Source organism: Actinomyces sp. oral taxon 169 (assembly GCF_013394715.1).
Lineage (GTDB): Bacteria > Actinomycetota > Actinomycetes > Actinomycetales > Actinomycetaceae > Actinomyces.
Genome location: NZ_CP058259.1, coordinates 472,292 through 496,906, shown reverse-complemented (window position 1 = coordinate 496,906; position 24,615 = coordinate 472,292). Strand labels below are relative to the sequence as shown.

The 24,615-nt window shown below is 70.3% G+C and carries 26 protein-coding genes and 3 tRNA genes; 18 read left to right on the top strand and 11 right to left on the bottom strand.

Going from position 1 to position 24,615, the window contains the following annotated elements:
• Positions 1-86 precede the first annotated feature (86 nt).
• The 9 genes from HW274_RS02085 (at position 87) to HW274_RS02045 (ending at position 4,497) form a co-directional block, all read left to right on the top strand.
• Positions 87-344 (top strand): GlsB/YeaQ/YmgE family stress response membrane protein, encoded by a 258-nt coding sequence (locus HW274_RS02085; protein ID WP_075253517.1) that lies wholly within the window; start codon positions 87-89, stop codon positions 342-344.
• 286 nt (positions 345-630) lie between these two features.
• Complete coding sequence (locus HW274_RS02080) at positions 631-1,107, top strand: Asp23/Gls24 family envelope stress response protein (RefSeq protein ID WP_075253518.1); 477 nt, start codon at positions 631-633, stop codon at positions 1,105-1,107.
• 33 nt (positions 1,108-1,140) lie between these two features.
• Positions 1,141-1,317: a hypothetical protein gene (locus tag HW274_RS02075; protein ID WP_003789010.1), complete on the top strand. Its 177-nt coding sequence runs from the start codon at positions 1,141-1,143 to the stop codon at positions 1,315-1,317.
• 2 nt (positions 1,318-1,319) lie between these two features.
• Entirely contained in the window at positions 1,320-1,736 is a 417-nt protein-coding gene (locus HW274_RS02070; protein WP_075253519.1) for a hypothetical protein, read from the top strand.
• Complete coding sequence (locus HW274_RS02065) at positions 1,733-2,281, top strand: DUF6286 domain-containing protein (protein ID WP_075253520.1); 549 nt, start codon at positions 1,733-1,735, stop codon at positions 2,279-2,281. The genes HW274_RS02070 and HW274_RS02065 overlap by 4 nt, the downstream gene beginning before the upstream one ends.
• Before the next feature lie 13 nt (positions 2,282-2,294).
• Positions 2,295-2,942 (top strand): hypothetical protein, encoded by a 648-nt coding sequence (locus HW274_RS02060; protein ID WP_075253521.1) that lies wholly within the window; start codon positions 2,295-2,297, stop codon positions 2,940-2,942.
• Entirely contained in the window at positions 2,932-3,588 is a 657-nt protein-coding gene (locus HW274_RS02055; protein ID WP_075253522.1) for an RNA polymerase sigma factor, read from the top strand. The genes HW274_RS02060 and HW274_RS02055 overlap by 11 nt, the downstream gene beginning before the upstream one ends.
• Positions 3,585-4,136, top strand: a complete 552-nt coding sequence (locus tag HW274_RS02050) for an Asp23/Gls24 family envelope stress response protein (RefSeq protein ID WP_075253523.1) — start codon at positions 3,585-3,587, stop codon at positions 4,134-4,136. The genes HW274_RS02055 and HW274_RS02050 overlap by 4 nt, the downstream gene beginning before the upstream one ends.
• Positions 4,126-4,497: a transcriptional regulator gene (locus tag HW274_RS02045; RefSeq protein WP_075253524.1), complete on the top strand. Its 372-nt coding sequence runs from the start codon at positions 4,126-4,128 to the stop codon at positions 4,495-4,497. The genes HW274_RS02050 and HW274_RS02045 overlap by 11 nt, the downstream gene beginning before the upstream one ends.
• 120 nt (positions 4,498-4,617) lie before the next feature.
• Here HW274_RS02045 and HW274_RS02040 read toward each other — a convergent pair whose 3' ends face one another.
• Both HW274_RS02040 and HW274_RS02035 read right to left on the bottom strand, forming a co-directional pair.
• Positions 4,618-6,240 carry an amino acid permease gene (locus HW274_RS02040; RefSeq protein ID WP_313902165.1) on the bottom strand — a complete coding sequence of 541 codons (1,623 nt, stop codon included), beginning with the start codon at positions 6,238-6,240 and terminating at the stop codon, positions 4,618-4,620.
• Positions 6,241-6,390: 150 nt separating this feature from the next.
• A complete protein-coding gene (locus tag HW274_RS02035) occupies positions 6,391-7,458 on the bottom strand; it encodes a 4-hydroxy-3-methylbut-2-enyl diphosphate reductase (protein WP_185989090.1) in 1,068 nt (355 codons plus the stop codon).
• 44 nt (positions 7,459-7,502) lie between these two features.
• On the opposite strand from HW274_RS02035, the gene xseA reads away from it, so the two are divergent.
• On the top strand, positions 7,503-8,873 hold the full coding sequence (xseA, locus tag HW274_RS02030) for an exodeoxyribonuclease VII large subunit (protein WP_185989089.1): 1,371 nt from the start codon (positions 7,503-7,505) through the stop codon (positions 8,871-8,873).
• A 103-nt stretch (positions 8,874-8,976) separates the two neighbouring features.
• On the opposite strand, the gene HW274_RS02025 is transcribed toward xseA, so the two are convergent.
• Positions 8,977-10,356: an MFS transporter gene (locus tag HW274_RS02025; protein WP_075404136.1), complete on the bottom strand. Its 1,380-nt coding sequence runs from the start codon at positions 10,354-10,356 to the stop codon at positions 8,977-8,979.
• A gap of 118 nt (positions 10,357-10,474) precedes the next feature.
• Between HW274_RS02025 and HW274_RS02020 the strand changes: the two genes are divergently transcribed.
• The 3 genes from HW274_RS02020 (at position 10,475) to HW274_RS02010 (ending at position 13,208) form a co-directional block, all read left to right on the top strand.
• On the top strand, positions 10,475-11,212 hold the full coding sequence (locus HW274_RS02020; RefSeq protein ID WP_185989088.1) for a helix-turn-helix transcriptional regulator: 738 nt from the start codon (positions 10,475-10,477) through the stop codon (positions 11,210-11,212).
• Positions 11,213-11,318: 106 nt separating this feature from the next.
• Entirely contained in the window at positions 11,319-11,669 is a 351-nt protein-coding gene (locus tag HW274_RS02015; protein WP_232211336.1) for an exodeoxyribonuclease VII small subunit, read from the top strand.
• Between the two features lie 597 nt (positions 11,670-12,266).
• Positions 12,267-13,208 carry a carbohydrate kinase gene (locus tag HW274_RS02010; protein ID WP_075253530.1) on the top strand — a complete coding sequence of 314 codons (942 nt, stop codon included), beginning with the start codon at positions 12,267-12,269 and terminating at the stop codon, positions 13,206-13,208.
• Positions 13,209-13,335: 127 nt separating this feature from the next.
• On the opposite strand, the gene HW274_RS02005 is transcribed toward HW274_RS02010, so the two are convergent.
• From HW274_RS02005 to HW274_RS01990, 4 genes are all read right to left on the bottom strand, one after another.
• Positions 13,336-14,454, bottom strand: coding sequence for an AEC family transporter (locus HW274_RS02005; protein ID WP_185989087.1), 1,119 nt, complete (start codon positions 14,452-14,454; stop codon positions 13,336-13,338).
• Positions 14,455-14,632: 178 nt separating this feature from the next.
• On the bottom strand, positions 14,633-15,604 hold the full coding sequence (locus tag HW274_RS02000; RefSeq protein WP_185989086.1) for an endonuclease/exonuclease/phosphatase family protein: 972 nt from the start codon (positions 15,602-15,604) through the stop codon (positions 14,633-14,635).
• Entirely contained in the window at positions 15,601-16,086 is a 486-nt protein-coding gene (msrB, locus tag HW274_RS01995) for a peptide-methionine (R)-S-oxide reductase MsrB (RefSeq protein ID WP_185989085.1), read from the bottom strand. The genes HW274_RS02000 and msrB overlap by 4 nt, the downstream gene beginning before the upstream one ends.
• Before the next feature lie 97 nt (positions 16,087-16,183).
• Complete coding sequence (locus tag HW274_RS01990) at positions 16,184-17,608, bottom strand: mechanosensitive ion channel family protein (RefSeq protein ID WP_185989084.1); 1,425 nt, start codon at positions 17,606-17,608, stop codon at positions 16,184-16,186.
• Positions 17,609-17,774: 166 nt separating this feature from the next.
• Here HW274_RS01990 and HW274_RS01985 point away from each other — a divergent pair, with 166 nt between their 5' ends.
• Together HW274_RS01985 and HW274_RS01980 are read left to right on the top strand one after the other, a co-directional pair.
• Positions 17,775-18,104, top strand: a complete 330-nt coding sequence (locus tag HW274_RS01985) for a PadR family transcriptional regulator (protein ID WP_075253535.1) — start codon at positions 17,775-17,777, stop codon at positions 18,102-18,104.
• Positions 18,104-18,616, top strand: coding sequence for a permease prefix domain 1-containing protein (locus HW274_RS01980; protein ID WP_075253536.1), 513 nt, complete (start codon positions 18,104-18,106; stop codon positions 18,614-18,616). The genes HW274_RS01985 and HW274_RS01980 overlap by 1 nt, the downstream gene beginning before the upstream one ends.
• 76 nt (positions 18,617-18,692) lie before the next feature.
• Here the strand turns inward: HW274_RS01980 and HW274_RS01975 are convergent.
• From HW274_RS01975 to HW274_RS01965, 3 genes are all read right to left on the bottom strand, one after another.
• A tRNA-Phe gene (locus tag HW274_RS01975) sits at positions 18,693-18,765 on the bottom strand.
• A gap of 47 nt (positions 18,766-18,812) precedes the next feature.
• A tRNA-Asp gene (locus HW274_RS01970) sits at positions 18,813-18,886 on the bottom strand.
• Positions 18,887-18,936: 50 nt separating this feature from the next.
• Positions 18,937-19,009, bottom strand: a tRNA-Glu gene (locus HW274_RS01965).
• Between the two features lie 168 nt (positions 19,010-19,177).
• On the opposite strand from HW274_RS01965, the gene HW274_RS01960 reads away from it, so the two are divergent.
• A complete protein-coding gene (locus HW274_RS01960; RefSeq protein WP_075253537.1) occupies positions 19,178-19,609 on the top strand; it encodes a metallopeptidase family protein in 432 nt (143 codons plus the stop codon).
• Positions 19,610-19,678: 69 nt separating this feature from the next.
• On the top strand, positions 19,679-21,010 hold the full coding sequence (locus HW274_RS01955) for a glycoside hydrolase family 3 N-terminal domain-containing protein (protein WP_075253538.1): 1,332 nt from the start codon (positions 19,679-19,681) through the stop codon (positions 21,008-21,010).
• A gap of 84 nt (positions 21,011-21,094) precedes the next feature.
• Here HW274_RS01955 and HW274_RS01950 read toward each other — a convergent pair whose 3' ends face one another.
• On the bottom strand, positions 21,095-23,482 hold the full coding sequence (locus HW274_RS01950) for a hypothetical protein (protein ID WP_075253539.1): 2,388 nt from the start codon (positions 23,480-23,482) through the stop codon (positions 21,095-21,097).
• Between the two features lie 293 nt (positions 23,483-23,775).
• Between HW274_RS01950 and HW274_RS01945 the strand changes: the two genes are divergently transcribed.
• Positions 23,776-24,615, top strand: coding sequence for an ABC transporter ATP-binding protein (locus HW274_RS01945; protein ID WP_075253540.1), 840 nt, complete (start codon positions 23,776-23,778; stop codon positions 24,613-24,615).

Here is a 24,615-nt window from a genome sequence, read left to right as displayed (position 1 = left end):
CTCATGACTGGCTGACACGCTGCCAGAACGTTTCCAAACCCGATGGGCGGATGACCCCTCATCGGACCTTCTCGGAGGAAGACACCATGCTTTCATTCATCGGAATGATCATCGCCGGCGCCGTGCTCGGCGCCCTCGCCCGACTCGTCATGCGTGGCGAGCAGAACATCTCGGTCCTGTGGACCATCGTGCTGGGCGCCGTGGGCGCACTCGTTGGCGGCGCAGTCGCCAGCCTCTTCGGCGTCGCCCACACCGACGGGGTCGACTGGATCCGTTGGGCCCTGTCCCTCGTCGCCGCCATCGTCGCGATCTCCGTCTACCTGGCCGTCACCGGCCGCAAGTAACCCTTCAGCGCCCTGAAGCGGGTTCTGCGGAGGCAGCCACCGCCTCCACAGAACCCGCTTCACCTTTTGTGACACAAGCCATGGGTTGGGGCCGTGAGGATTCCCCGGCCTGCGGCGTCCTACCTACAGCGCGGCAATCAAGACGGGCAGCAACACCAGTCAGTCACGTCGGCCACTCATACGAGCCGGCCACGGCAGCCACTACGGCGCCATGACGGACCAGCTGCTGGGCCGCGCACCACACATCCCGTCACCATCCATTCACGGATCAACGAAAGAGGCTCCAATGAGCAACAACGCCATCCCCCAGACCGGTCAGCAGCGCGAGCGCAACGAGCAGGCCGAAGAGGACAAGACCCCCCGCGGCCCCCTCCAGACCTCGCACGGCGTGACCACCATCGAGGAGAACGTCGTCGCCAAGATCGCCGGCATGGCTGCTCGTGAGGTGCCCGGCGTCTACGACATGGGCAACGCCGTTCGCCGCGCCTTCAGCGCCGTGACCGACCGCATCCCCAACGCCCAGACCAACGTCGCCGGCGGCATCAGCGTCCAGAAGGGCGAGACCCAGGCCGCCGTCGAGGTCACCGTGGTCGTTGAGTACGGCGTCTCCATCGTCGAGGTCTCCGACGCCATCCGCCGCAACATCATCGAGCAGATCGAGGGCACCACCGGCCTGGAGGTCGTCGAGGTCAACATCAACGTCACCGACGTCCACCTGCCCGACGACGACTCCGACAACTCCGAGGCCGCCGACCTCAAGTGACCCGTCCCGACGCCCTGATCTGAGGAGCTCTCAATGAAGACAACGTACCTGGCCCTCCTGGTGGGCCTGTTCCTTGGCACCATTCTCGCCTTCGGCTCCTTCGCCGACTTCGTCCTGGTGGCCCTGTGCGGCGCGGCCGGACTGGGGGTGGGCCTCTACCTGGAGGGCCGGGTCGATGTCCACAGCATCCTGGATCGGCGAAAGAAGTGACGATGGCGACCGCCACCCAGCCCGCCATCACACAGCCGGGGCCCGCCCAGGACGAGCCCTCCTCCTGGGAGCAGCGCGGCACCACCACCATTCCGGCCAAGGTCGTCGCCCAGATCGCCGCCCAGGCCGCCTATGAGACCGGCAACGTCGGCTCCAACGCCGGGGGGCTCCTGGGAATTGGCGCCCGCCGCAACTTCGCCTCCCGGCCCGAGGCCCAGTGCGAGCTCTACGGGCGGGTCGCCGTCCTCCACCTGGACCTTGGCCTGGTCTTTCCCACGCCACTGTCCTCCACCATTGACGATCTGCGCGCCCACGTGCGCGGCCGCGTCGAGCACCTCACCGGGCTGAGCGTCGGCAAGATCACCATCGAGATCTCCTGGCTCAATCCGAGCAGCCACGTCAGGAAGAGCCTGAAATGAGAACACCCGTCCCGAAACTCATTCGTCGCCCCTCTCGCAGCACGCCCAGTGTCCTCCTGGCACTGCTGCTGCTCACGGCCGGAGGCCTGGGGGCCTGGCTGACGGGGCACCGGATCGTCACCGGCACCTGGCCGGACCGCACCGTCACCACGCTCGACACCATTGGCTCTACCGCCCTCGGCTCCGTCGCGGTGCTCGTCGCCGCCGGGATCGCCGCAGCCTGCGCCCTGGCCATGATCCTCGCGGCCCTGTGGCCGGGACTGCCCGAGCGCGTCGCGCTCCTCCCCGACACTGTCCCGGGCCAGACCGCGGTGAGGCGCCGTGACCTGGCCGCCCTGGTGAGGACCCGGGTCGAGCAGATCGGTGGCGTCCACTCCGCCACCGTCACCACCCGTCGCTCCCGGGTCGACGTCGTCGTCCTCAGTGTCCTGGACGACCTCGAGCCGGTGCAGGAAGCCGCCCGTAAGACGACCGACGAGGCCCTGGAAACACTCCAGCCCGCGGGCATCACGCGCAGCCGCGTGCGGATCAAGCGCACGAGCTGAAGGAGATACGACCATGCGTTCAGTTTCTGGTGTCCTCAACCGGACGGCCCTGGCCGGCTGCGGGCTTCTCATCGCAGCAGCCTCATCCTGGGTCCTGGCCTCCGGCCTTAGTGCCGGTCGGTCCTGGCCCGACGCCGCCCCCTACCTGGCCACAGCGCAGGACCGAGTCGGCAGCCTCATCGCGCCCCAGGCGCACTGGCTCCTGCCGGTGGCCGCGCTGGTCTCCGTGCTCGCCGTCATCGCCGGACTGGTCCTGCTCTCCATGCAGATCCCCCGCAAGGCGGCCGCCTCTCCCCTGAGGTTCAGCGACTCCGGGGGAGTCCTCATGGCCACCGTTGCCCCCGAGGTCCTGTCACAGGCCCTGTCCGAGCGGGCCGAGGACGTCCCCGGGGTGGAGCAGTGCACCGTGTGGGTCACCGGTTCCCCGAGCAGCCTGTGGGTCCAGGCGGACGCCACCGTGTCCCAGGACTGCGAGGTCGAGTGGGCCGTGGCGGAGCTCAGGGGCCGGCTCGAGGATGACGTGACCACGTCCCTGGGCACGCGCCCCCGGCAGGTCGACGTCCTGGTGCGGCTGGAGCGCTCCGTGAGCAAGCGCAGCGTCTCGCAGACCGTCACAGGTCAGCACTCGCCCGAGATCACCGGGAACGGCGATGACGCATGAGACGCGGGACGAGGCCGCGGCGGCGCCTCGCCCGCGTCCAGACCACGCCGCACAACCGAGCGCCTCGTCCGGCGCGTCGCCCGACAAGGACCGCTGCCTGGTCCTGCGCGCCCAGGACGGGGACATCAACGCCTTCGAGCAGCTCGTCGAGCGTTACCAGGGCCGCCTGTTCCGCACCGCCTACATGATCGTGCGCAACCGTCATGACAGTGAGGACATCGTCCAGGACACTCTCATCCAGGCCTGGCGCAGTCTTCACCTCGTCAGGGAGCCCGCCGCCTTCCGGGGCTGGCTCATGCGGATCTGCACCAACAAGGCCACCAGCATGGCACGCAAGCGTCAGCGCCGAGCCACCGACGCCTACGACGCCGAGGGCCTGGAGACCGTGAGCGCCATGGCGGAGACGACGTCGAGCAGCACCGCCGACCCGGCCGAGTCCAGTGAGGTCAACGCCCAGATCGAGGCGCTGGCCGACCTGTTGGCCTCCGTGCAGCCCGAGCTGCGCATCGTCTGGGTGCTCCGAGAGGTCGACGACATGTCCTACGAGGAGATCGCCCAGGCCCTGAACCTGACCGAGTCCACCGTCCGAGGGAGGCTGGCACGTGCCCGCTCTCTCGTCATGCGCCAGATGAAGGAGTGGGCATGAGCACCGTCAACCAGCTCTCACACAGCGTCCGACGCGCGACGGCGTCGGCCACCAAGTCCTTCGCCCGGTCTCATGAGCAGGACGACGCCGACACGCGCGAGTACCAGCGTCTGATCGCCTCCCTGCACGAGGAGTGGGACCGGCTGGAGTCTCAGGCAAGCACCTCGGTCATGCCCAAGCGCCACCTGATGGATGCCATCCTCGCCGAGACCCGTCATGGCGCGCAGGTGGAGATGCCCGCCACCGACCTGGGGCCGTACAGCATGTCCGAGTTCTCGCTGCGGGCGCTCATCCGACGCACCGTGGACGGCGTGCCCGGGGCCCGCGCCCTGCGCTCGACCTGCGAGCACGCACCCTCGAGCGAGGGTCACCGCGGCCTGGGGGTTCCGCAGACCATCTCCTGCCGGATCTCCGCCGACCTCAGCGTGGACAGCCTGCCGCAGCTCGGCCAGCAGGTGCGCGACGCCGTTCGGGCCGCCTGCCGTGAGAACCTTGGGGTGTCCCCAACCGTCAACGTCCACATCGAGGATCTCCACGATGACGACTAACCTCTCAGCGGCCGAGTTGGCCCACCTGGTCACTGCTGTCCCCGGCGTCCGAGCAATCGAGCCGGGGATCGGCAGCACGTTGAGGGCGCTCGGCAGCCACATGCGCCAGCAGGATCCTCAGCAGTCCCGTTTCGGAGTGATCGTCGAGGAGGGCTCGAGCCGGGCCGTCGTCGAGATCGGTATCGACGGCTCGCGGCCCGTCAAGGACATCGTGCGCGACGTCCAGGAGGCCGTCATCCGCTCCCTGTCCCAGGCGAGCGAGTCCGGCACCCCCTCCGAGGCCCGGGAGGGCTCCGCCTCCTCCGACGTCGGGGAGCAGAGCGCGCCTCAGGTCACGGTACGGGTCCAGTCCCTGCTGTAGGCGCCCAGCCCACAGCAGCACCAGCCTCGTGCAGGTTCCAGCACGAGACGACGTCGGGGCACCGGTCAGATGATCGGTGCCCCGACGTCGGTCATGGGGTACAGCGAGGCTCAGCCAGGCTCAGCTGTGCTCGCGAACGACGGCGCCGGAGACGTCGGCCTCCTCCAGGCGGACCATGCGCGACCCGGTCACCAGGCGGTGCCCCAGCCAGATGGCCCCGAAGACCGGCAGGCCGATGTAGGAGGAGAGCACCTCCACCAGCTGGCCCTTGAAGATCGCCTCGTAGTTCTGGCCCAGGATCACCAGGGCGCACAGGGTGAAGGCCAGGACCGGCCCCAGCGGGAACCAGGGCGCCTGGTAGGGCAGGTCGGCCGGGTCGTTGCCCTGGAGCACGTAGGCGCGCCGGAAGCGGAAGTGGCACGCGGCGATCCCCAGCCACACGATGAACCCGCACAGGGCCGAGACGTTGACCAGCCAGGCGTAGGCGGTGTTCTGTCCCACCACGGCGGTCAGGAAGCCGGCCGCCCCTACCAGCGCCGTCGCCCCCAGGGCACGCACCGGGACCCCGTGGCGGTTGACGTAGGAGAACCAGGCCGGCGCCTGCCCCTGCAGGGCCATTGAGTGCAGCATGCGGGTCGAGGCGTACAGGCCGGAGTTGCCGGCACTGAGCACCGCGGTGAGGATGACGGCGTTCATGAGGGCCGCCGCGATCCCGATCCCCGCCCGCTCGAAGACCAGGGTGAAGGGCGAGTAGGCCACGTCCTCAGTCTCGGTGTGCAGCAGCCGGCTGTCGTTGAAGGCGATGAGGAAGCCGATGACCGTGATCGCCCCGATGTAGAAGATCATGATTCGCCAGAACACTGTGTGGATCGCCTTGGGCACGTCCCGGCGCGGGTTGCGGGCCTCACCGGCCGCCACGCCCACCAGCTCGGTGCCCTGGAAGGAGAACCCGGCCACCATGAACACCGACACGATGGCCAGCATGCCGCCGTGGAAGGGCGCGTCCTTGACGACCCAGTTGCTGAAGCCCGGGGACGTCCCGCCGATGATGCCGGCGATCATGGCCAGGCCCGCCACGAGGAAGACGATGACCGTGACCACCTTGATGGCCGACAGCCAGAACTCGCCCTCCCCGAAGGCTCGGGCCGACAGGGCGTTGAGCGTCGTCAGCAGGGTCAGGAACAGTGCCGCCCAGATCCATGAGGGCACCCCCGGCAGCCAGTAGCCCATGACGATTCCGGCGGCCACCAGCTCGGCCGCCACCGTGATCGCCCAGTTGAACCAGTAGTTCCAGCCCATGGCAAAGCCGAAGGAGGGGCTGACGAACCGGGTGGCGTAGGTCTGGAAGGAGCCGGCCACCGGCATGTGCGCCGTCATCTCGCCCAGGGACTGCATGAGCAGCAGCACCATGAGGCCGATGGCCGCGTAGGCCACCAGGGCGCCGCCCGGGCCGGCCGTGGAGACCGTGGCGCCCGAGGCCACGAACAGCCCCGTGCCGATGGCGCCACCGATGGCGATCATCTGCATGTGCCTGTTGGTCAGGCTCCGGTGCAGCCCGCCGTCCTCCTCCAGGGCCTCGTTGGAGACCTGGCCGGGGGTGCCGGAGCCCCCCGCGCCCACGGGGTCTGCGGAGGTCACAGGGTCAGCACTGTCGGAGCTGCCGGCGCCGTCGGCAGCGGACCGCCCGTCCGACGCGGCGGGGGCAGGGCCACTGGGGGCCGACTCGTCATGAGAATGTGTCACCCGACCGAGGGTAATGGTCACCTATGCAACCCGGCGTTCACCTTCGGCCTGTCTCACGCAGCCGTGCGTGTGCTGACGCTCACGGACGGCCCTGCAGATGACCCTATGGCCAGCCCTGCGGCCGGGGCGGAAGGGGTGGGCGGCGCGGCCTCAGCAGGTGTGGTCGGCGGCCGGCTCGCGGCGCTTGTGCGCCGAAGCGGCTCCCTGGGCCGCCATGAGGTCGGCGCGCAAGTTCTTGGGCAGGGAGAAGGAGATCTTCTCCGTGGTGGTGCGCACCTCCTCGACGTCGTCGAAGCCGAGCTCGGCCAGGCGCTCGACCACCTCGCGCACCAGGATCTCCGGCACCGAGGCGCCCGAGGTCAGGCCGACCGTCTCGACGCCGTCGAACCAGGACGGGTCGACCTCGCTGGCGAAGTCCACCCGGTGGGCGGCGCCCGCACCGGCCTCGAGGGCCACCTCCTTGAGGCGCACCGAGTTCGAGGAGTTGCCGGAGCCGACCACGATCATGAGGTCCACCTTCGGGGCGATCTTCTTGACCGCGGCCTGACGGTTCTGGGTGGCGTAGCAGATGTCCTCGCCGGGCGGGTCGATCATCTCCGGGAAGCGCTCGCGCAGCAGGCGCACCGTCTCCATGGTCTCGTCGACGCTCAGGGTGGTCTGGCTGATCCACACGACCTTGGAGGGGTCGCGCACCTCGACCTGGTCCACCTCGTGGGGGCCGTTGACGACCTGGATGTGGTCGGGGGCCTCACCCTGGGTGCCCTCGACCTCCTCGTGGCCGGTGTGGCCCACGAGGATAATGTCGTAGTCCTTGTCCGCGAAACGCACCGCCTGCTTGTGCACCTTGGTCACCAGCGGGCAGGTCGCGTCAATCGTGTCCAGCCGGCGCTCGGCGGCCTCGGCGTGGACGGCCGGGGAGACGCCGTGGGCGGAGAAGACGACGCGGGCGCCCATCGGCACCTCGTCGGTCTCGGAGACGAAGATGGCGCCGCGCTTGGAGAGGGTCTCCACGACGTACTTGTTGTGGACGATCTCCTTGCGCACGTAGATCGGCGCCCCGTAGTGGTCCAGGGCCTGCTCGACGGCGTCGACCGCGCGGTCCACGCCGGCGCAGTAGCCGCGCGGGGCGGCCATGAGGATTCGCTTGCCGCCCTTGGGAGAGGGGGCCGCGGCGTCGGTGTGCTCACTGGCGAGCTCGATGGTCGTCACGGTCACCACTGTGCCACAGTGGGACTCAGGTCCCCAGTGGTGGACGTGGCACAGTGGTGCATGTGACAGGCCAGAGCCCCTCCCAGCCCAGCCCGCAGTCCTCCCCCGGTGCCGGCCGCGCGTCCGGCCCCGACAACTCCGGCAGCCCCGACGGCCCCCGGGAGCTGGCGCCGCGAGCGAACCTCACCACCGCGGAGAACCCGTGGCCGCTGCGGCTGCTGTCCTCCAAGATCGACCAGTACGTGGCCCGCATGAGCCAGGTGTGGGTGGAGGGGCAGGTCATCCAGCTCAACCGCCGCCCCGGCGCCGGCATGGCCTTCCTCACCCTGCGGGACACGGATGCCGATATCTCCATGTCGGTGTCCATCTACGCCCGGATCCTCGACGCCGTCCTGGCCCGCACCGGCGCCGAGCTCGGCGAGGGCGCCCGCGTGGTGGTGCGCGCCAAGCCCACTTTCTGGGCCAAGCGGGGCTCGCTCCAGCTGCAGGCCGACGACATCCGGCCTGTCGGCGTCGGCGACCTGCTGGCCCGCATCGAGCAGCTGCGCCGCATCCTGGCCGCCGAGGGTCTGTTCGACGCCGAGCGCAAGCGGCCCCTGCCCTTCCTGCCGCGCAAGGTGGGCCTCGTGTGCGGACGCCAGGCCAAGGCCAAGGACGACGTGCTGGTCAACGCCCGCCTGCGCTGGCCCGGCCTGCCCTTCGAGGTGCGCGAGGTCGCCGTCCAGGGGGCGCGCGCCGTCGGCGAGGTCACCCGGGCCATCCAGGAGCTCGACGCCGATGCGCAGATCGACGTCATCGTCGTGGCCCGCGGGGGCGGCGCCGTCGAGGACCTGCTGTCCTTCTCCGACGAGGGGCTCGTGCGCGCCGCGGCCGCCTGCCGCACGCCGCTGGTCTCGGCGATCGGCCACGAGACCGACTGCCCCCTGCTGGACCTGGTGGCCGACTACCGGGCCTCCACCCCCACCGACGCCGCCCGCCGGATCGTCCCCGACCTCGCCCAGGAGACCGTGGGCCTGGACTCGGCCCGCGAGCGCCTGCGCAGCGTGCTCGCCTCACGGCTGGACGCCGAGCAGGCGGCCCTGGACCAGCTGCGAGCCCGGCCGGTCATGGCCGACCCCACCTCGATCGTGCGCGACCGGGTCATCGAGCTGAGTCAGGCCCGCGACAGGATGCGCCGGGCCGTGGAGCATCGCCTGTCGCTGGCGGCCGCGGATCTGCGCGCCGACCGTGCCCGGCTGACGGCGCTGTCGCCGCAGGGGGTCCTGGATCGCGGCTACACGATTCTGCGCACTCCCGGCGGCAAGGTCATCACCAGCGCCGAGGATGTCAAGAAGGGTGACCTCATCGAGGGGGTCCTGGCTTCGGGGCGGCTCGTCGCCCAGGTCGTCGGCGCCACCAAGCCCCGGCCCGCCAACATCGACTGAACGCCGGCGAGGTCCCGGAGCGGCGCACACTGATGGCCTCGCAGGACTCCCGCGGACGTACCCGAGAGCTCGCGGGCGGCACCGTGGCGTCAGTCGTCGAGACCTATGGTGCGTCCTCGCGCTTCCGGCGGCCGGTAGCCCTGAGGACGACGACGGCGACGGGGATCGCGGCCACCGCGAAGACGGCCGACGCCCCGACGACTGCCCTATGGAAGCCGGCCAGGAAGTCGCCTGAAGCAATCAGGACGCCAAGGACAGCCACACCGACGACGCTGCCGGTCTGCCGGGCCGCGTTGATAACGCTGCCGGCGATGCCGGTGTAGCCCACCGGCGCGGAGGCGACGGCGGCCGAGGTCGCGGCGGGCATGGTCAGTGCCGTGCCGAAACCGCTCAGGAAGGTCAGGGCCGCCACCAGCGGGTACGGCGTCGAGGCCGTGACGGCAGCGAGCCCCGCGAACCCGGCTGCACCGGTGAGTAGGCCCGTCAGCATCGTGGGGAACGCCCCTGTTCTGGCGGTCATCCTGCCTCCCATCGGGGAGGCGACGACGGCGCTGCACGCCTGCGGCGCCAGGGCCAGACCGGCGAGCCATGGCTCATAGCCCAGGTAGCGCTGCAGGAACAGAGCCAGGACGAAGAGCTGGCCGAAGAAGCCGGTATTGAGCGCGAACCCGACCGCGGCGGCCACGGCGAAACGCGGTCGGGAGAAGACCGCTGTCGGTAGCATCGGCCTGCTCGCGGTCCGTTCAACCAGGACGAAGATCACCAACAGGCTCAGTCCGGCGAGGGTTGAGGCGACAACGGGTGGACTCCACCCGTGCTCACCCGCGGCGATGATCCCGTAAGTGGTGGCCGCGAGCCCGGCGACGGAGAGGACCTGCCCGGGCAGGTCGCCGCCTTCGCGTCGTCGCAGCGACCGCGTCTCCGGCGCGGGCAGGCGGCAGGCGGTGAGCCACAGGGCAGCTGCGACGAGGGGCAGGTTCACCCAGAACACGAACCGCCAGCCGGTGAAGGTCACGAGCAGTCCCCCGGCCACTGGGCCGACGGCGGCGGCGACACCACCGGCTCCTCCCCACAGGCCGATGGCTCGGGCCCGGTCGGCGGGGCGATCATGGATGAGGGAGAGTATTGCCAGGGAGGACGGGACGATCGCGGCGGCGCCGACGCCCTGCAACGCGCGGAAGGCGATGAGCGCGCCGCCGGCAGGGGCCAGGGCACAGGCCGCCGACAGCAGGCCGAAGACCACCAGGCCGAGCAGGTGGACGCTTCTTGCGCCCAGTCGGTCACAGGCCGCCCCTGCCGACAGCTGCAGGGCTGCAAAGGTGAGGGCGTAGGCGTCGACGACCCACTGCAGGGAGGCGACCGGGGCACCCAGGTCCCCGCCGATCCGCGCCAGCGCCACGTTGACGACCGTCGTGTCGAGCATGACGATGAAGAACCCGAGCAGCGCCGCGATGAGGGCGCCGCGCCGTCGGTATCCGCTCATGAGTGGTCTCCTTGTCCTTCTGGCCCGGCCCCTGCCTGACTGCTGATGCCGGTCACCGGCAGGCTAGAGCCGCAATTGTTCGGCGCGAACCGAACCGGCGCCGGCGCATACTGGCCGCATGTCACGGACTCCCGACCGTTTCTTCCCCGAGGCGGTTCCCGACGTCGCCGGCACGGCTGCGGCGCTCGCCGACCGGTCGCGGGCCGCCATGTGCGCGGCACTCATGGACGGCCGCGCCTGGACTGTGGGCGAACTCGGCTCATACGCCGGGGTCGCGCGGTCGACCGCCAGCGAGCATGTCGACGTGCTGGAAGCACACGGTCTCATCACGAGGGTCCGTCAGGGGCGGCACTGCTACATCACAATCTCCGGCCCTGAGACGGCTCGAGTCGTCGAGGCCCTGGGGGCGATGTCAGCATCAGTACTGCCCACGGCACACAGCCTCAGTGCGTGGACCGCCAACAAGCGGCTGCTGACCGCCCGTACCTGCTACCGCCACCTGGCGGGGCGACTCGGCGTGAGTCTGGCCAAGCACCTCCAGGAGCGCGGCCACCTGGATCCCTCCTGGCGACTGACCGATTCCGGAGGGGACCTGCTGGCCACCTGGGGGCTGGAAAAGCCGCGTCGTGCCCGTGGGGAGGCGTGCATGGACTCCACTGAACGGCAGTTCCACCTCGGCGGACCGCTGGGGACTGCACTGACGCAGGCGTTCTTTGATCGGGCCTGGATCACGCGCATCGGGCGGACCCGGGCCGTCAAGGTCACGGCGGCCGGCCGCGAGGCACTGGCGCAAGCAGGTTTGGCGGACGTGCTGACACTCCTCGACGAGACGACCTCCAACGACGCAGCAGGGTAAAGGTGCAGTCTGAGGCGTCGGTCTGGGCACTTTCTCGCGCCGAGGACATCATCTGGGCCCGCCTCGTCCTCTCTGCCCGTGTGCCGGTCCGTGCGAGAATCGGGGCGTGAGCTCCGAGATGAACCCCGGCCCGTACTCCGACCAGTACCCAGACGAGTACTCACCCCAGAACAGCCCCTACTCGGCGTCCTCAGGATCGTCAGGGTCTTCAGCGTCCTCGGCCCCTGCCGCAGGCGGGGCGTCCGGTGCCAATGAGGACGTCGCATCGCTCAGCTATGAGCGGGCCCGTGAGGAGCTGGTGGCCGTCGTGCAGCGTCTTGAGGCGGGCTCCGTTCCCCTGGAGGACTCCCTGGCGCTGTGGGAGCGCGGCGAGGCCCTGGCCCAGCGCTGCCAGACCTGGCTCGATGAGGCCCGTGCCCGCCTGGCCGCGGTCGCGCAGGAGGACCCTGAGGACTGACGCGACCTGGGGCTGACCAGGCATGACCCGCCCCGGGGCTGCGGCTCCAGACCGGGCGCATGCCAGCACGCAACGAATCGACCGTCGTGGGGGCGTGGCCATAGACCCGGGGCCGCAGTCGAACCCACCTGCGCGGCGGACTGACCGAGTTGCCCAGGGCTCCGGCTGGCAATAGTGCCCCCATCGAGCACCTCCGGCAGCCAGAGCAGGAGCCCGGAAGGAGCCATGGATGTCCAAATCGGACACAAAGGCTTGGGCCACTCTCATCCGGACGAAGCACAACCGCATGATTCCAAGGTTTTCATTCATGCCGCCTGTGCACTGAAAGCCCTTTGTATCCGATTTGGACATTCTTGGGCGAGACGAGCCCTGTGGGCGGCGCCGGATCGGTAGTCTGTAAGCATTCACCCCCGGCCGCGCGCATCGACCAGCGCGCCGGCCACTTCCGGGCAGTGTGGCGCCGCCGCGTTCCTCATCCGCCCGAGTCCCCTCACCGCCTCTTCTTATCTCCCGGTCCACCACTCCGGTCAGCCCTCCGTCCCTCCCACGTCTCAGCTCACCACCACCGGACCCCGGTCCTGCACGAAGGAGTCACCCATGACCGCACCCGGCCGCCCAGGATCCGCCCTCGTCATCGGCGAGGCCCTGGTTGATGTCGTCATCCACCCCGGGCAGGAGCCCGTGGACATCCCCGGCGGCGCACCCGCCAACGTCGCCCTGGGGCTGGCGCGCCTGGGTCGCGACGTCGAGCTGCACTGCTGGATCGGCACCGACGAGCGCGGCAAGGCCGTGCGCTCCCACCTGGAGGCCTCCGGGGTCCGCCTGGCTCCGGGCGCCGACGGCGCGGCGCGCACCTCCACGGCACAGGCCACCATCGGGGAGGACCGCGCCGCCAGCTACGTCTTCGACCTGGACTGGAACCCGCCGCGCCCGACACTGCCCGACGGGCAGGCGCCACTACTGGTACACACCGGCTCGATCGCCGCGATCCTGGCCCCCGGCGCCACCACCGTGGAGCAGGTACTGCGCGAGACGCGCGCCACCTCCACCATCGCCTACGACCCCAATGCCCGCCCTCAGCTCATGGGTGACCCGAAGGACGCCCGCCAGATCGTCGAGCGCCTGGTAGGCCTGTCGGACCTGGTCAAGTGCTCCGATGAGGACATCGCCTGGCTCTACGGCCGGGACGCGGACCTGGAGACGGTACTGCGCTCCTGGTTGGACACGGGCGTGGCCGTCGTGGTGGTCACGCGCGGTAAGGAAGGGGCCCTGGCCCTGTCCGCCTCGGGGGTGCGTCTGGAGGTGCCCGCCGACCCGAGCGTCGTGGTGGCGGACACGGTGGGCGCCGGTGACTCCTTCATGGGCGGCCTGGAGGACGCCCTGTGGAGTGAGGACCTCGTGGGCGCGGACCGGCGCGAGGCGCTGCGCGCCGTGGACGCCGCGACCCTGGAGCGGATCATGCGCCACGCCGCGGCCATCGCCGACATCACGGTCTCACGGGCCGGAGCCAACCCGCCCACTCGCGACGAGCTTCCCTGAGCGGCCCCGGCGCGACGAGGTCGTAGGTTAACCCGCGACGTCGCACCCTGAACCCTCGACAGCGCGACCTCAGGGACGACTGCGCGGGGGAGCGAAGCGCCTGCACGGGCAGTGCGACCGCGCGGGCTCAGTGCAGGAGCGCGGCGGCCAGCAGGACCACGGGCACGAATCCGGCCGTCGTCAGCAGGACGGCGTCGCGAGCCAGGTCCTTGGCCGCTCCGTAGCGCGAGGCGTACATGAAGACGTTCTGCGCCGTGGGCAGGGCGGCGGTGACGACCGGAGCGAGCAGCTGTGCTCCGCTGAGTCCCGCCGCCAGTCCGACGACGACGGCCAGCCCCGGCATGACGGCGAGCTTCCAGCCCACCGCCAACCACAGGCCGCTGCGCCGATCCGCGCCACGATGAGTCGTCGACGTCGCCCCGTGCGCCGGCTCCTCCTTCACCCGGGGCGGTCGGCCTCCCGCGGTGTCGATCGCGTGCGCCTCCGATCCGGCCTCCGCCGCCGGCGGCTCCTGACCCTGACGGGCTGACTGGGCCGGCGAGTCCTGCGGGAAGGAGGACGCCTCCTCCGGCGCGGGATTGCGCAGGGGCCGGGGCGCCCCGGCCAGGCTCATCCCCAGGGCCAGCATCATGAGCGGCACCGCGACGCGCCCGAGCATCTCCAACCCCTGGGCCGGATAGCCACCACCCCACTCCTTGAGGTCCACTCCACCCAGGTTCGCCGCGGTCCCGGCCACGACTCCCCACAGGAGCGGGTTGCGCAGCGGGACGGTCAGGGTCGCCAGGCGGGACGGGTTGCCGCGGCGGGTGACGGCGTCGAGCACGGTGAAGGTGGCCGGGGTGAGCACGAGGAGCTGGAGCAGGAGGATCGGGGCGATGGCGGCCGCGTCCCCCAGGACGAGGACGGCCACCGGGATCCCCAGGTTCGCGGCGTTGACGTAGCCGGAGGCGAGCGCGCCGATGGTGGCCTCGGCGGTGGGGCGGCGCAGTACGAGGCGGTGGAGGCACCCGGCCGAGACGATGGCCGCGAGCTCGGCGGCCACAGCCACCGCGGTGGAGCGGGAGAGGACCGCCGTCAGGTCGGCGCGGCTCAGCGTGGTCACGAGCAGGGCCGGGGTGGCGGCGAAAAAGCAGACGCGGGTGAGGACCCCGTCGGCGTCAGCGGGCACAGCCCGGGTGCGCACCAGCAGCCAGCCGACGGCGATGACCGCCCCGAAGACTGCCAGCCCAGCCACCACGTCGGCCATGGTCTCCCCCCTCTCATAGGCCCCGCCGCACCGAGTTCGTAGGGTAGCCCGCGCGGTCGCACCCTTGAACCCTCGAACGCGCGACCTACGGTACGACCTCGCAGGCAGGGCTGCGGAGGGGACCCGACAACGACGCCGGGCAGCACGACCACGTGGCCAAAGGGCTGAGCGGCGCCCCTCAGCCGACCGGCTCGAGGTCCACCCAGGTGCCGACGTGGTCGGAGATGATGAAGGAGGTCGTGCCCCATTCCACGGCGCGCAGCAGCGGGCTCCCGCCGCCCGCGACGGCCTCATCGGTCAGCGGCAGGCCGTCGGGGCCGGTGGGCCACAGGTCGGTCAGCACGTGGTCGATGCGCCGCTTGGGGTCGGCTGCCGGGAAGGTGAGCCCCTCCCCCACGGTCCGCCCGAGCCCCAGGACGTCGACCTGCTCGGCGGAGAGGTTGTAGTCGCCCACGAGCAGGTGCGGCCCGGGCAGCCCGGCGAGCGCCCCCCAGGCGGCGGCGAGCTGGCGCGCCGCCATGGACTCGCGGGTCGCCAGGTGGGTGGAGGCGACCGACAGCTGGCGGATCGGCCCGCCGGCGCCTTCGGGCACCTCGAGAGTGGCGGCCACCATGACGCGCTGGGAGGCGGTGGACACGTGGTAGGAGCGCGGATCCCAGGCCGGCTCGCCGCGCTTCTCCACGCTGGAGGCCCCGCGCCCCAGGCGCTTGACGTGCCAGCCGGAGACCGGGAAGCGCGACAGGAGGGCGTTGCCGTAGCCGATCGGCCCGGCCCCGACGGCGGCGCGCAGCAGCCCCAGGACGTCATCGGTCGGCGAGCTCAGCGCGGTGCGCAGGGGCCGACGGCGCAGCCCCACCACCGGCCCGGCGTAGCTGGCGGAGAAGCGGCAGGTCGGCATGCCCAGCTCTTCGGCCAGGAAGGCCGCCTGGTGGAGGCGACCGGAGCGGGCCTGACCCAGGTCGACCTCCTGGAGGGCGATGATGTCGGGGGCCAGCTCGGCGATCTGCTCGGCCGTGGCCCGCATGACGGCGCGGGCGGTGGCGGGGTCGGAGATGTCGGCGCCGGCCAGCGAGCCGGTGGAGGCGCTGCCGTCACCGGCCCCGGCGCCGGGCAGACCGTGCTGGAGGTTGAGGCTCAGGACCCGGATCATGCTTGCTCCTCCTCGAAGGTCAGGCTCACGGAGTTCATACAGTAGCGCTGGCCGGTGGGGGTCTGAGGGGCGTCGTCGAAGACGTGTCCCAGGTGGCTGTGGCAGGTGGCGCAGCGGACCTCGGTGCGCACCATGCCGTGGGAGGTGTCGGTGCTCAGGGTGACCGCCTCGGAGTCGGAGGGGTCGTAGAAGGAGGGCCAGCCGCAGTGGGAGTCGAACTTGGTGGTGGAGCGGAACAGCTCGGCACCGCAGCCGCGGCAGCGGTAGACGCCCTCGCGGTGCTCGTTGAGCAGGGCCCCGGTGAAGGGGCGCTCGGTGCCGGCCTCGCGCAGCACGTGGTACTCCATGGGGCTCAGGGCGGCGCGCCACTGGGCGTCGGTGCGCGCCGCGGCCTCCAGGTCAAGGGCCGGGCCATCGACGGCCGGGCCAGAGGGCTCGGAGGTGGGCGTCACGGAGGGGTCGCTGCTGGCGTTCATAGTCATGGGCTCATCGTCACCCGCCCGACGGCGCCGGGCGAGATGCGTTCACGCAGCGAAAACTCACCCATCCGCTGGAGCGTCGGCCACGTAGCGGCCCGGCTCACCTGGGTCCCAGTCCCCCGCGCCGGGCGCGGTGCAGCAGGGAGCGCCCCATGGCCCGCCCCAGGGTGACGGCCCGCCGGGCCCCCAGCCCGTGGGCGGCGCTCTCCCCCTCGGCCTCCGTGGTCGCGGCGGTATCGCCTCCGTGGTCTGGAGCGGCCGTGGTGGCGCCGGAGGGGCCGGCCTTCTGCTTGGCGACGACCTGCTCGGCGGCGCGGGCCACCTCCTCGGGGCCGAGGTCCTGGGTGACCTCGACCTGCTCGACCTCCACCCGCGTGCGCGGCAGGGCGTAGGGGGCCTCGCGCTGCAGCCAGGCGACCAGCTCCTCGCGCACGTAGGACTTGAGGGCGCCGACGTCGCCGGGGTCGTCCCCGGTCAGGACGATGCGCACGGTGACGTGGCCGCCGACGGCGTCGAAGACCTCCAGGGAGGCCTGGCGCCCGTCCCACACCGACGAGGCGGCCACGAGGCGGGCCAGCTCGGCGCGCAGCGAGGCGATGGGCACGCGCCAGTCCAGGTCGAGGGTGAAGTAGCCGGTTGCCTGGGAGCCTCCACGCGTCCAGTTGGCGAAGGGGTTCTCGGTGAAGTGGGTCGAGGGCAGGATGAGGCGCCGGTCGTCCCAGGTGCGCATGACCACGTAGGTCAGGGTGATCTCCTCGATGGTGCCCTGCTCATCGTCGACGACGACGATGTCGTCCACGCGGATGGCGTCGGTGGTGGCCAGCTGGAGGCCGGCGAAGACGTTGCCGAGCATGGAGCGGGCGGCCATACCGGCGATGACGGAGGCCAGACCGGCCGAGGCGAGCAGCGAGCCCATGGCGAACTGGACGCTGGGGAAGGTCATGATGGCGCTGACCAGCCCGGCGATGACGATGATGACCTGGGCGACGCGCCGCAGGATCTGGCTCTGGGTGGTCACCCGGTTGGCGCGCCCCTGGTCCCCGCCGGCCTGCGCCCCTTTGACGACGGTGGACTCGATGGCCTTGGCGAAGGCGACGACGAGCCAGGTCACCGAGACGATGAGGGCGATGGTGACCCCGCGTTCGATGACGACCATCGTCGTGGAGTCGCTCTTGGTGTGCCGCAGCCCGGTCAGGGCGAGCTGGGTGCCCAGGAAGGCTCCGGTCATGGCGCCAACGGCGACCATCGGCCGGCGCCCGAAGTCCACGATCTCGTGGTACAGGAGGCGCCGCCGGCCCATAAACGTCAGGATCGCCACCACCACGAAGGCGATGACGAGGCCGATGACGACCCCCACGCCGGCCTGCCAGGCGATGGTGACCAGGTCGTTGGTCGTCTTGGTCACCGCCTTGACGGTCTCGTCGACGTTGACCTCGGGCACACCCGTGGGAGTGGGCGTGGTCGAGGCACTCGCACTGGGATCTGCGCTGGGGGTCGCGGGAGGGGTGGTGGCTGCGACGAGCATGACGCCACCTTAAGCAGGCCGGCTGTGCCTGGGCTGTGACGTATGGCCGCCAGTGGGAGCCACCCCCTCCCAACACCCGCTTGACGTACTACGTGTGCCGTAGTACGTTAGATGCACACAAGGACCTCAGGGCCCCGCCACCACGAACCAAGGAAGGAGGGTTCACATGATTAGCGCAGACGCCATTCGCGGCTACATCGACCTCATCGTCCTGTCCCTGCTCAAGCGTCAGCCGTCCTACGCCTACGACCTGGCCAAGACCATCACCGAGGTCTCCGACGGCGAGTACACCATCAAGCAGACCACCCTCTACACAGCCCTCAAACGCCTGGAGTCCACCGGCCTGACGGCCTCCTACTCGGGAGTGTCCGACTCCGGCAAGTCCCGCACCTACTACCGCCTCACCTCCGAAGGCACCGCCCAGCTGACCGCCAAGGTCGCCGAGTGGGAGGACACCAAGACCCTCGTCGACCGCTTCGCGAAAGGAGCCCACTGATGGACACCATCGAGACCTTCCTCGACAACATGTTCGCCCCCTACCCCGCCACCCCTCGCCTGATCGAGGCCCGCTCCGAGCTGCGCGCCATGATGGAGGACGCCTACAACGACGCCATCGCCCAGGGCAAGACCCACAATGAGGCGGTCGGGCAGGTCATCACCGACTTCGGCAACCTTCACGAGCTGGCCCCGGTCCTCGGGATCGCTCAAGACATCCAGCCCGGCGGCGCTCCGCAGACGGCTCCCGCGGGCGCTCCGGTGGCCTCTGAGCCCAGCCGTCCCGCCGGCCCCGCACCCGTCAGCCAGCAGGCCTCCTGGGACGGCAATCAGGACGACGACCCCTTCACCAACCTCGTGGCCGGGATCTACTGGCCGGCCGCAGTGGTCATCTACCTGCTGTGGAGCTTCATCTTCGACGCCTGGGACATCTCCTGGATCCTCTGGCCGGTGGCCGCCGTCGCCTTCGCCATCTTCGCCTCCGTGCGCAACTACCGGCGCGATCGCCAGTGAGTCCCTCCGCCCCGGCGCGGGGCTCACCCGGCATGAGCGAAGGCCCGGAACCTTGTGGGTTCCGGGCCTTTCGCAGTGGCTCCGACCGGCGTCGATCCGGTGACCTTTCGATTTTCAGTCGAACGCTCTACCAACTGAGCTACAGAGCCTTGGGATGGAATCGGCCCGACCATTTCTGATCGGACCGACCGTTCCGCGACCTCGACGGGACTTGAACCCGCGACCTCCGCCGTGACAGGGCGGCGCGCTAACCAACTGCGCCACGAGGCCAGTGTGAATTCACTGTGTTATTCACTTGTGTATTCACTTGTGCGAATCCGTACCCCCAACGGGATTCGAACCCGTGCTACCGCCGTGAAAGGGCGGGGTCCTAGGCCGCTAGACGATGGGGGCCAGGGGCCTTCGACGTCGTCGCGCCTCGAACCGGGATGAACACTAAGGGGACAGTCTTCCGCAGCGCAAATCCCAGGAGCGTGACCCTCCTCACCGCTCGGTTTTCGGCGGGATTGCGGCCCGCGAGGACTGCCGAGCCGGAGCCGGGCGGTCTGGCAGGCTGGTCCCGTGAGCCACCAGCACCAGCAGGAGCCTGACCGGCCCCGGGAGCCGCAGCCGGTCAGGATGTCGCAGCAGGACTTCGAGGACGTCGTCGGCGACGCTCTCGACCGGATCCCGGCGGACCTGGCCGAGGTGATGGATAACGTCGTCGTCCTCGTTCAGGACGAGCCCGATCCGGAGATGCTCACCGAGGAGGACTATGACGACGCCGGCCTGCCCACGCTCCTGGGGCTGTACGACGGCGTCCCCCTGACCGAGCGTGACGAGGGCTGGTCCATGGTGCTGCCCGACCGCATCCTCATCTTCCGCGGGCCGTTGGAGCGCTGGTGCACGAGTCACGAGGAGCTGGAGGAGGAGATCACCGTGACTGTCATTCACGAGGTGGCTCACCACTTCGGCATCCCCGACGAGCGCCTCCACGAGCTGGGCTGGGAGTAGCGCCGCGCGCAGTGCGTGAACAGACCGTCAGGGTCATTACCTCGCGAGCACCCAGGGACCTGTCTTAGTGTGGCCGGCATGAACGACCGTCATCGGCCTGCAGCTCCGGATGCCGGGGAGACTCCCGCCCCCGCCGACCCGAGCACGTCCTCGCAGCACCACATGAGTCGACGACCGGTGCTCCTGGCGGCCCTGGTGGGCGCCGGGTCCCTGGCGGGATGCTCCCTCATCCCCGGCTCCTCGTCGGCCGGCTCCTCCCCCAGCGCGAAGCCCAAGGTCCCGGAGCCCGCGGCGTCAAGCGCCGCCCCCTCGCCCACCGCGGCCGCGAGCGCATCGCCGTCGGCCACGGCGACCGCGACGGCCGCCGACGGACCACTGGCCGGCTGGAGCCTGGAGGAGAAGGTCGGCCAGCTCATGATGGTCGGGGTGGACGCCCAGGCCCCCAAGCAGTCCTCCAACGAGGCCGTTGACACTCACCATGTCGGCAATATCTTCATCGCCGGGCGCACCACCGCGGGCAGCCAGGCGACCCAGAAGGTCATCAGCTCCTTCACCTCCAAGGTCGGCCCGGGCACGACCCACGCCACCCCGATGCTCGTGGCCACCGACCAGGAGGGCGGCGAGGTCCAGGTCCTGGCCGGATCGGGCTTCTCCGACATCCCCTCGGCGCTGGACCAGTCGGCCCAGCCGCGCGACCAGCTGGTGGCCTCGGCGCGCACCTGGGGCAAGGAGCTGGCCGACGTCGGCGTCAACATGAACCTGGCCCCAGTCGCCGACCTGGTCGACATCGCCCGGCCGGCCTCCAACGAGCCCATCGGCCGCTGGGGGCGGGAGTACGGGCACGACGCCGCCACGGTCTCCTCCCAGGCCGGCGCCTTCGCCGAGGGGATGCAGGCCTCGAAGGTCATCCCCACCTACAAGCACTTCCCGGGCCTGGGGCGGGTGAAGGACAACACGGACACCTCAGCGGGCGTCGTCGACTCCGCCACGAACCGCCTGCCCGACGCCGCCGTCGGCGTCTTCTCCAACGCCATCGCGGCCGGTGCGCAGGTCATCATGGTCTCCTCGGCGACGTACTCCCTCATCGACCCTTCGGCCCCGGCGGTCTTCTCCTCGACGATCGTCACCGACATGCTGCGCACGCAGATGGGCTTCTCCGGGGTGGTCATCACCGACGACGTCTCCGCCGCCGTCCAGGTCCAGGACGTGAGCGCGGGAGATCGGGCCGTGCGGGCGATCCGGGCCGGCTGCGACCTCGTGCTGGCCTCGGCGGACCCGACGGTGGCCGCGGACATGGTCAAGGCCCTCATCGCCACCGCCCGGTCCGATCCGGCCTTCGCGGCGCGGGTGGACGAGTCGGCCACGCGGGTGCTGAACCTGAAGAAGAGCCTGCAGTCCTGACGCGCGCCGAGATGCGCATCGGCCCGCCTCGAGCCAGTGGCTCGAGGCGGGCCGATCACGTTATCGGGCGAGCCGGCTCAGGTCTCAGCGAAGCTTGGTTGTGCCCTGCGATGTTCCGTTGGACTCGATGCGCTTGGCCAGGCAGTGGTCGGAGTCGTAGCCCTGGGCGTCGCACCAGGCGTTGGCCTGGTCGCCGTCGGAGTAGGAATCACCCTGCAGGGTCACCCACCAGCCGGCGGTGTCGTAGACCGGCCACTGGCTGGTGTCGATGATGACGGCCTTCGGGTTGGCCTGCTGCGTCTTGAGGTACTCGGCGAGGATCAAGCGCTTGGTCCAGGTCTGCCCGTCGACCACGAGCCCCACCTGCTTGGAGGACAGCTGCGGGGTCCACTTGCCCCGCAAGCTGTTCATGACGATGGGGTAGTCGTGCTTGATCTGCCACTGGATGGCGTCTCCGGCGGCCTGCTCGTCCTGCGCCTCCTGGTTGGCGTTGGAGCTCGCGGAGGAGGCGATGGTCATCGCGGAGTTCGTCGAGCTCTTCGCGGTGGCGGTCGATGAGCTGCCGCGGTCGAAGGAGGGCCGGACCGTCAGGCCCTTGAGGTCGAGGTCCTTGGCGGTGCGGAAGTAGTGCTGCTCGCCGAAGCGCAGCGTCACCGCCCGCCCGCCGTTGGGGATGATGAGCGGGTCGCTGGAGAGGTCAAAGGTTCCCGAGGCCACAAGGTGGTCGACGTCGGCGCCGCCGGTGGGGCTGGTGGAGCTGTAGACGAGGACCTGGCTGGACGATCCGGCCAGGAAGTCGCCCTCGGCGCAGGAGGTCGCCATGTTGCCGTGGACCTTGAGCTCGCCCTGGCCATCCTCCACCGAGGTGATCGTGAAGGTCGGCATGCTGGAGCAGGCCTTGACCGCGCCCGAGGGCAGGGCCGCAGCGGTCGACGTGGCCGCGGCGTCGGCCTGACCGTTCTGCTTGCCGTCCTCGCCTCCGTCGCTGTCGGCCTTGTTCTGGGAGGTGTCCTCACTCTTGTCCTTGTTGGCGAAGTGGCTACCGGCCCACAGGCCGCCTCCGCCGACGATGACGAGCAGGAGGACCACGATGATCGCGATCAGGCGACCGCTGTTGGATTTCGCCGGCTGCTTCTGCTGGGGAGGCGGCATCTGGGCCATCATCTGGGGGCCGAACATGTCCAGCTCCACGGCCGGCTGAGCGGCGGAGAAGCCCGACGGCGCCCCACTGGGGGTCTCGGCCCAGGCGGCGATGTCCTCGGCCGACGGCGGCGGAGGCACGGGGAAGGCCACCGACTCGGCCGAGCCCGCGGCGGGAGCGGCCGAGCCCGCTGTCCAGCCGGAGGTCACAGCCGCGGACTGGGCTGAAGCCGTGAAATCAGTCGTGTCAGCCGAGTCGACCTCGTGCCGCTGCGAGGCGGTGGCGAGGACGGTCGTGTCGTTGTTGTCGGAGTCCGCAGCCTCATCGGTTGCGGTCTCTGCACCAGGATCGACGGCGGTCTCAGCCGCGTCGGAGTCCCCGGAGTCCTCGGCCGACTCGTCAGTCCCCGGTTCCTCGGCCGCTTCAGCGGACTCCGCGCCGCGCTCATCGGCAGACTCGTCAACGGCGGCGTCCTCGACGTGCGGATCCTCCGAATCCGGGCTCTCAGCCTCGTCGCCCTCAACGTCTCCGGAGTCCTCGGAATCCTCAGCAGGTTCCTCTGTCTCCGGCTCGACACCGGCTTCGCCAGAGCCGGCATCCTCAGCGCCGCCCTCTGCCTCGTCACCCGAGTCATCGGGGCGCGGCTCCTGAGCTTCGCCAGCGGCGTCTTCCGAGTCTGCATCGGGCTCGGCCGCAGTCTCAGCCGCGTTGGAGTCCTCGGCAGGCTCGTCTGCGTCCTGCTCGTCGCCGGCCTCGCCAGAGCCGTCGGCATCCGTGGCCTCCTCCGCGGAGTCCTCCGCATCGGGCTCGGTGGCAGCCTCAGCCGCGTCAGAGTCCCCGGAGTCCTCGGCAGGCTCTTCAGTCCCCGGTTCCTCGGCCGCTTCAGCGGACTCCGCGCCGCGCTCATCGGCAGACTCGTCAACGGCGGCGTCCTCGGCGTGCGGGTCCTCCGGATCCGGGCTTTCAACCTCGGCATCCTCAGGCTCGTCCGTCCTCTGTTCGTCACCGGCCTCGCCAGAGTCGGCGGCATCCGCGCCCTCTTCGGCGGCATCCGCAGCCACAGCCCCCGCGGCACCCGCGCTGTCGGCAGCATTGGCGGCCGCGTCGTCGGTCAGGTAGCCGCGCGCACGGAGATTGGCGAGGACCTCGACGTTCCCGGTACTGGCCAGCCAGCCGAGCAGGTCGGGATAGGCGGCCGGGTTAGTCGACAGCGGCGCCCACAGGTCGGGGCGGCTCTGTGCGATGGCGGCCTGCAGGGCCTGGTCCGGAGTCTGAGCGGCAACCGTCGCATCGGCCTGATGCGCCGCCATCATGAGCTGAACCGGATCCATGCAGAGCCTTTCCGGGAGAACGTATGGGTGACCTCGACTGATCGGGCGCGCAGCCAACCCATCCCGGGTCCTTCACCAGGCTCCGATCATCCCCGATGGTAATCACGATTCGTCGGAGAAGTTACAAAACGGACTCTATCTCGACGAACGCCCGCATCCTCCATACGCCCCGTCCACCCCTCGTCTCAGGGTCATCCCCTACCGAAGGTCAGGGCGGGGACTGGTCAAGAGGTCAGGGGCTGGTCCTCCGCCAGGAGGATTTGAGGAAGTCATGCCACTGTCATACTGAACCTATGAGTAGTTCCACCCCCGTCGCCGCGTCCTCCGTCCTCACACCTCACCATCCGGTGGATGACCCCGTGGTCTCCGCACGCAACCTCACCAAGGTCTACGGCCGTGGATCGGGCGCCGTCACAGCGCTCGACTCCGTCAACGTCGACATCGCCCGCGCCCGCTTCACCGCCATCATGGGGCCGTCCGGCTCCGGCAAGTCCACGCTCATGCACTGCCTGGCCGGCCTGGACTCGATCACCTCCGGGGAGATCATGCTCGACGGCGACATGGTCTCCTCCATGAACCAGCGTCGCCTCACCCGCCTGCGCCGCGAGCGCATCGGCTTCATCTTCCAGTCCTTCAACCTGGTCCCCACCCTCACGGCGGCGGAGAACATCACCCTGCCCCTGGATATCGCCCGTAAGAAGGTCAACCCGCAGCGCTTCGACCAGGTGATCGACGCCGTCGGCCTCAGGGAGCGCCTATCGCACCGGCCCGCCGAGCTCTCCGGCGGTCAGGTTCAGCGCGTGGCCTGTGCCCGGGCGCTCGTGGGCGAGCCGGCGGTCGTCTTCGCCGACGAGCCCACCGGCAACCTGGACTCCGTCTCCACCGACCAGGTCCTGGACATCCTGCGCCGCAGCGTCGACGACCTGGGGCAGTCGGTGGTCATGGTGACCCACGAGCCGGAGGCGGCCGCCTGGGCCGACACCGTCATCTTCCTGCGCGACGGGCACGTCGTCGCCCAGCTGGACGACCCCGACCGCGACCGGGTCCTGGACGCCCTGCGCGAGCTGAGCGAGACCGAGCCCGCCCCCGCAGCCGCCGCCCCGTTCACCGGCTCGGCCGTCGAGGGGGCCTGA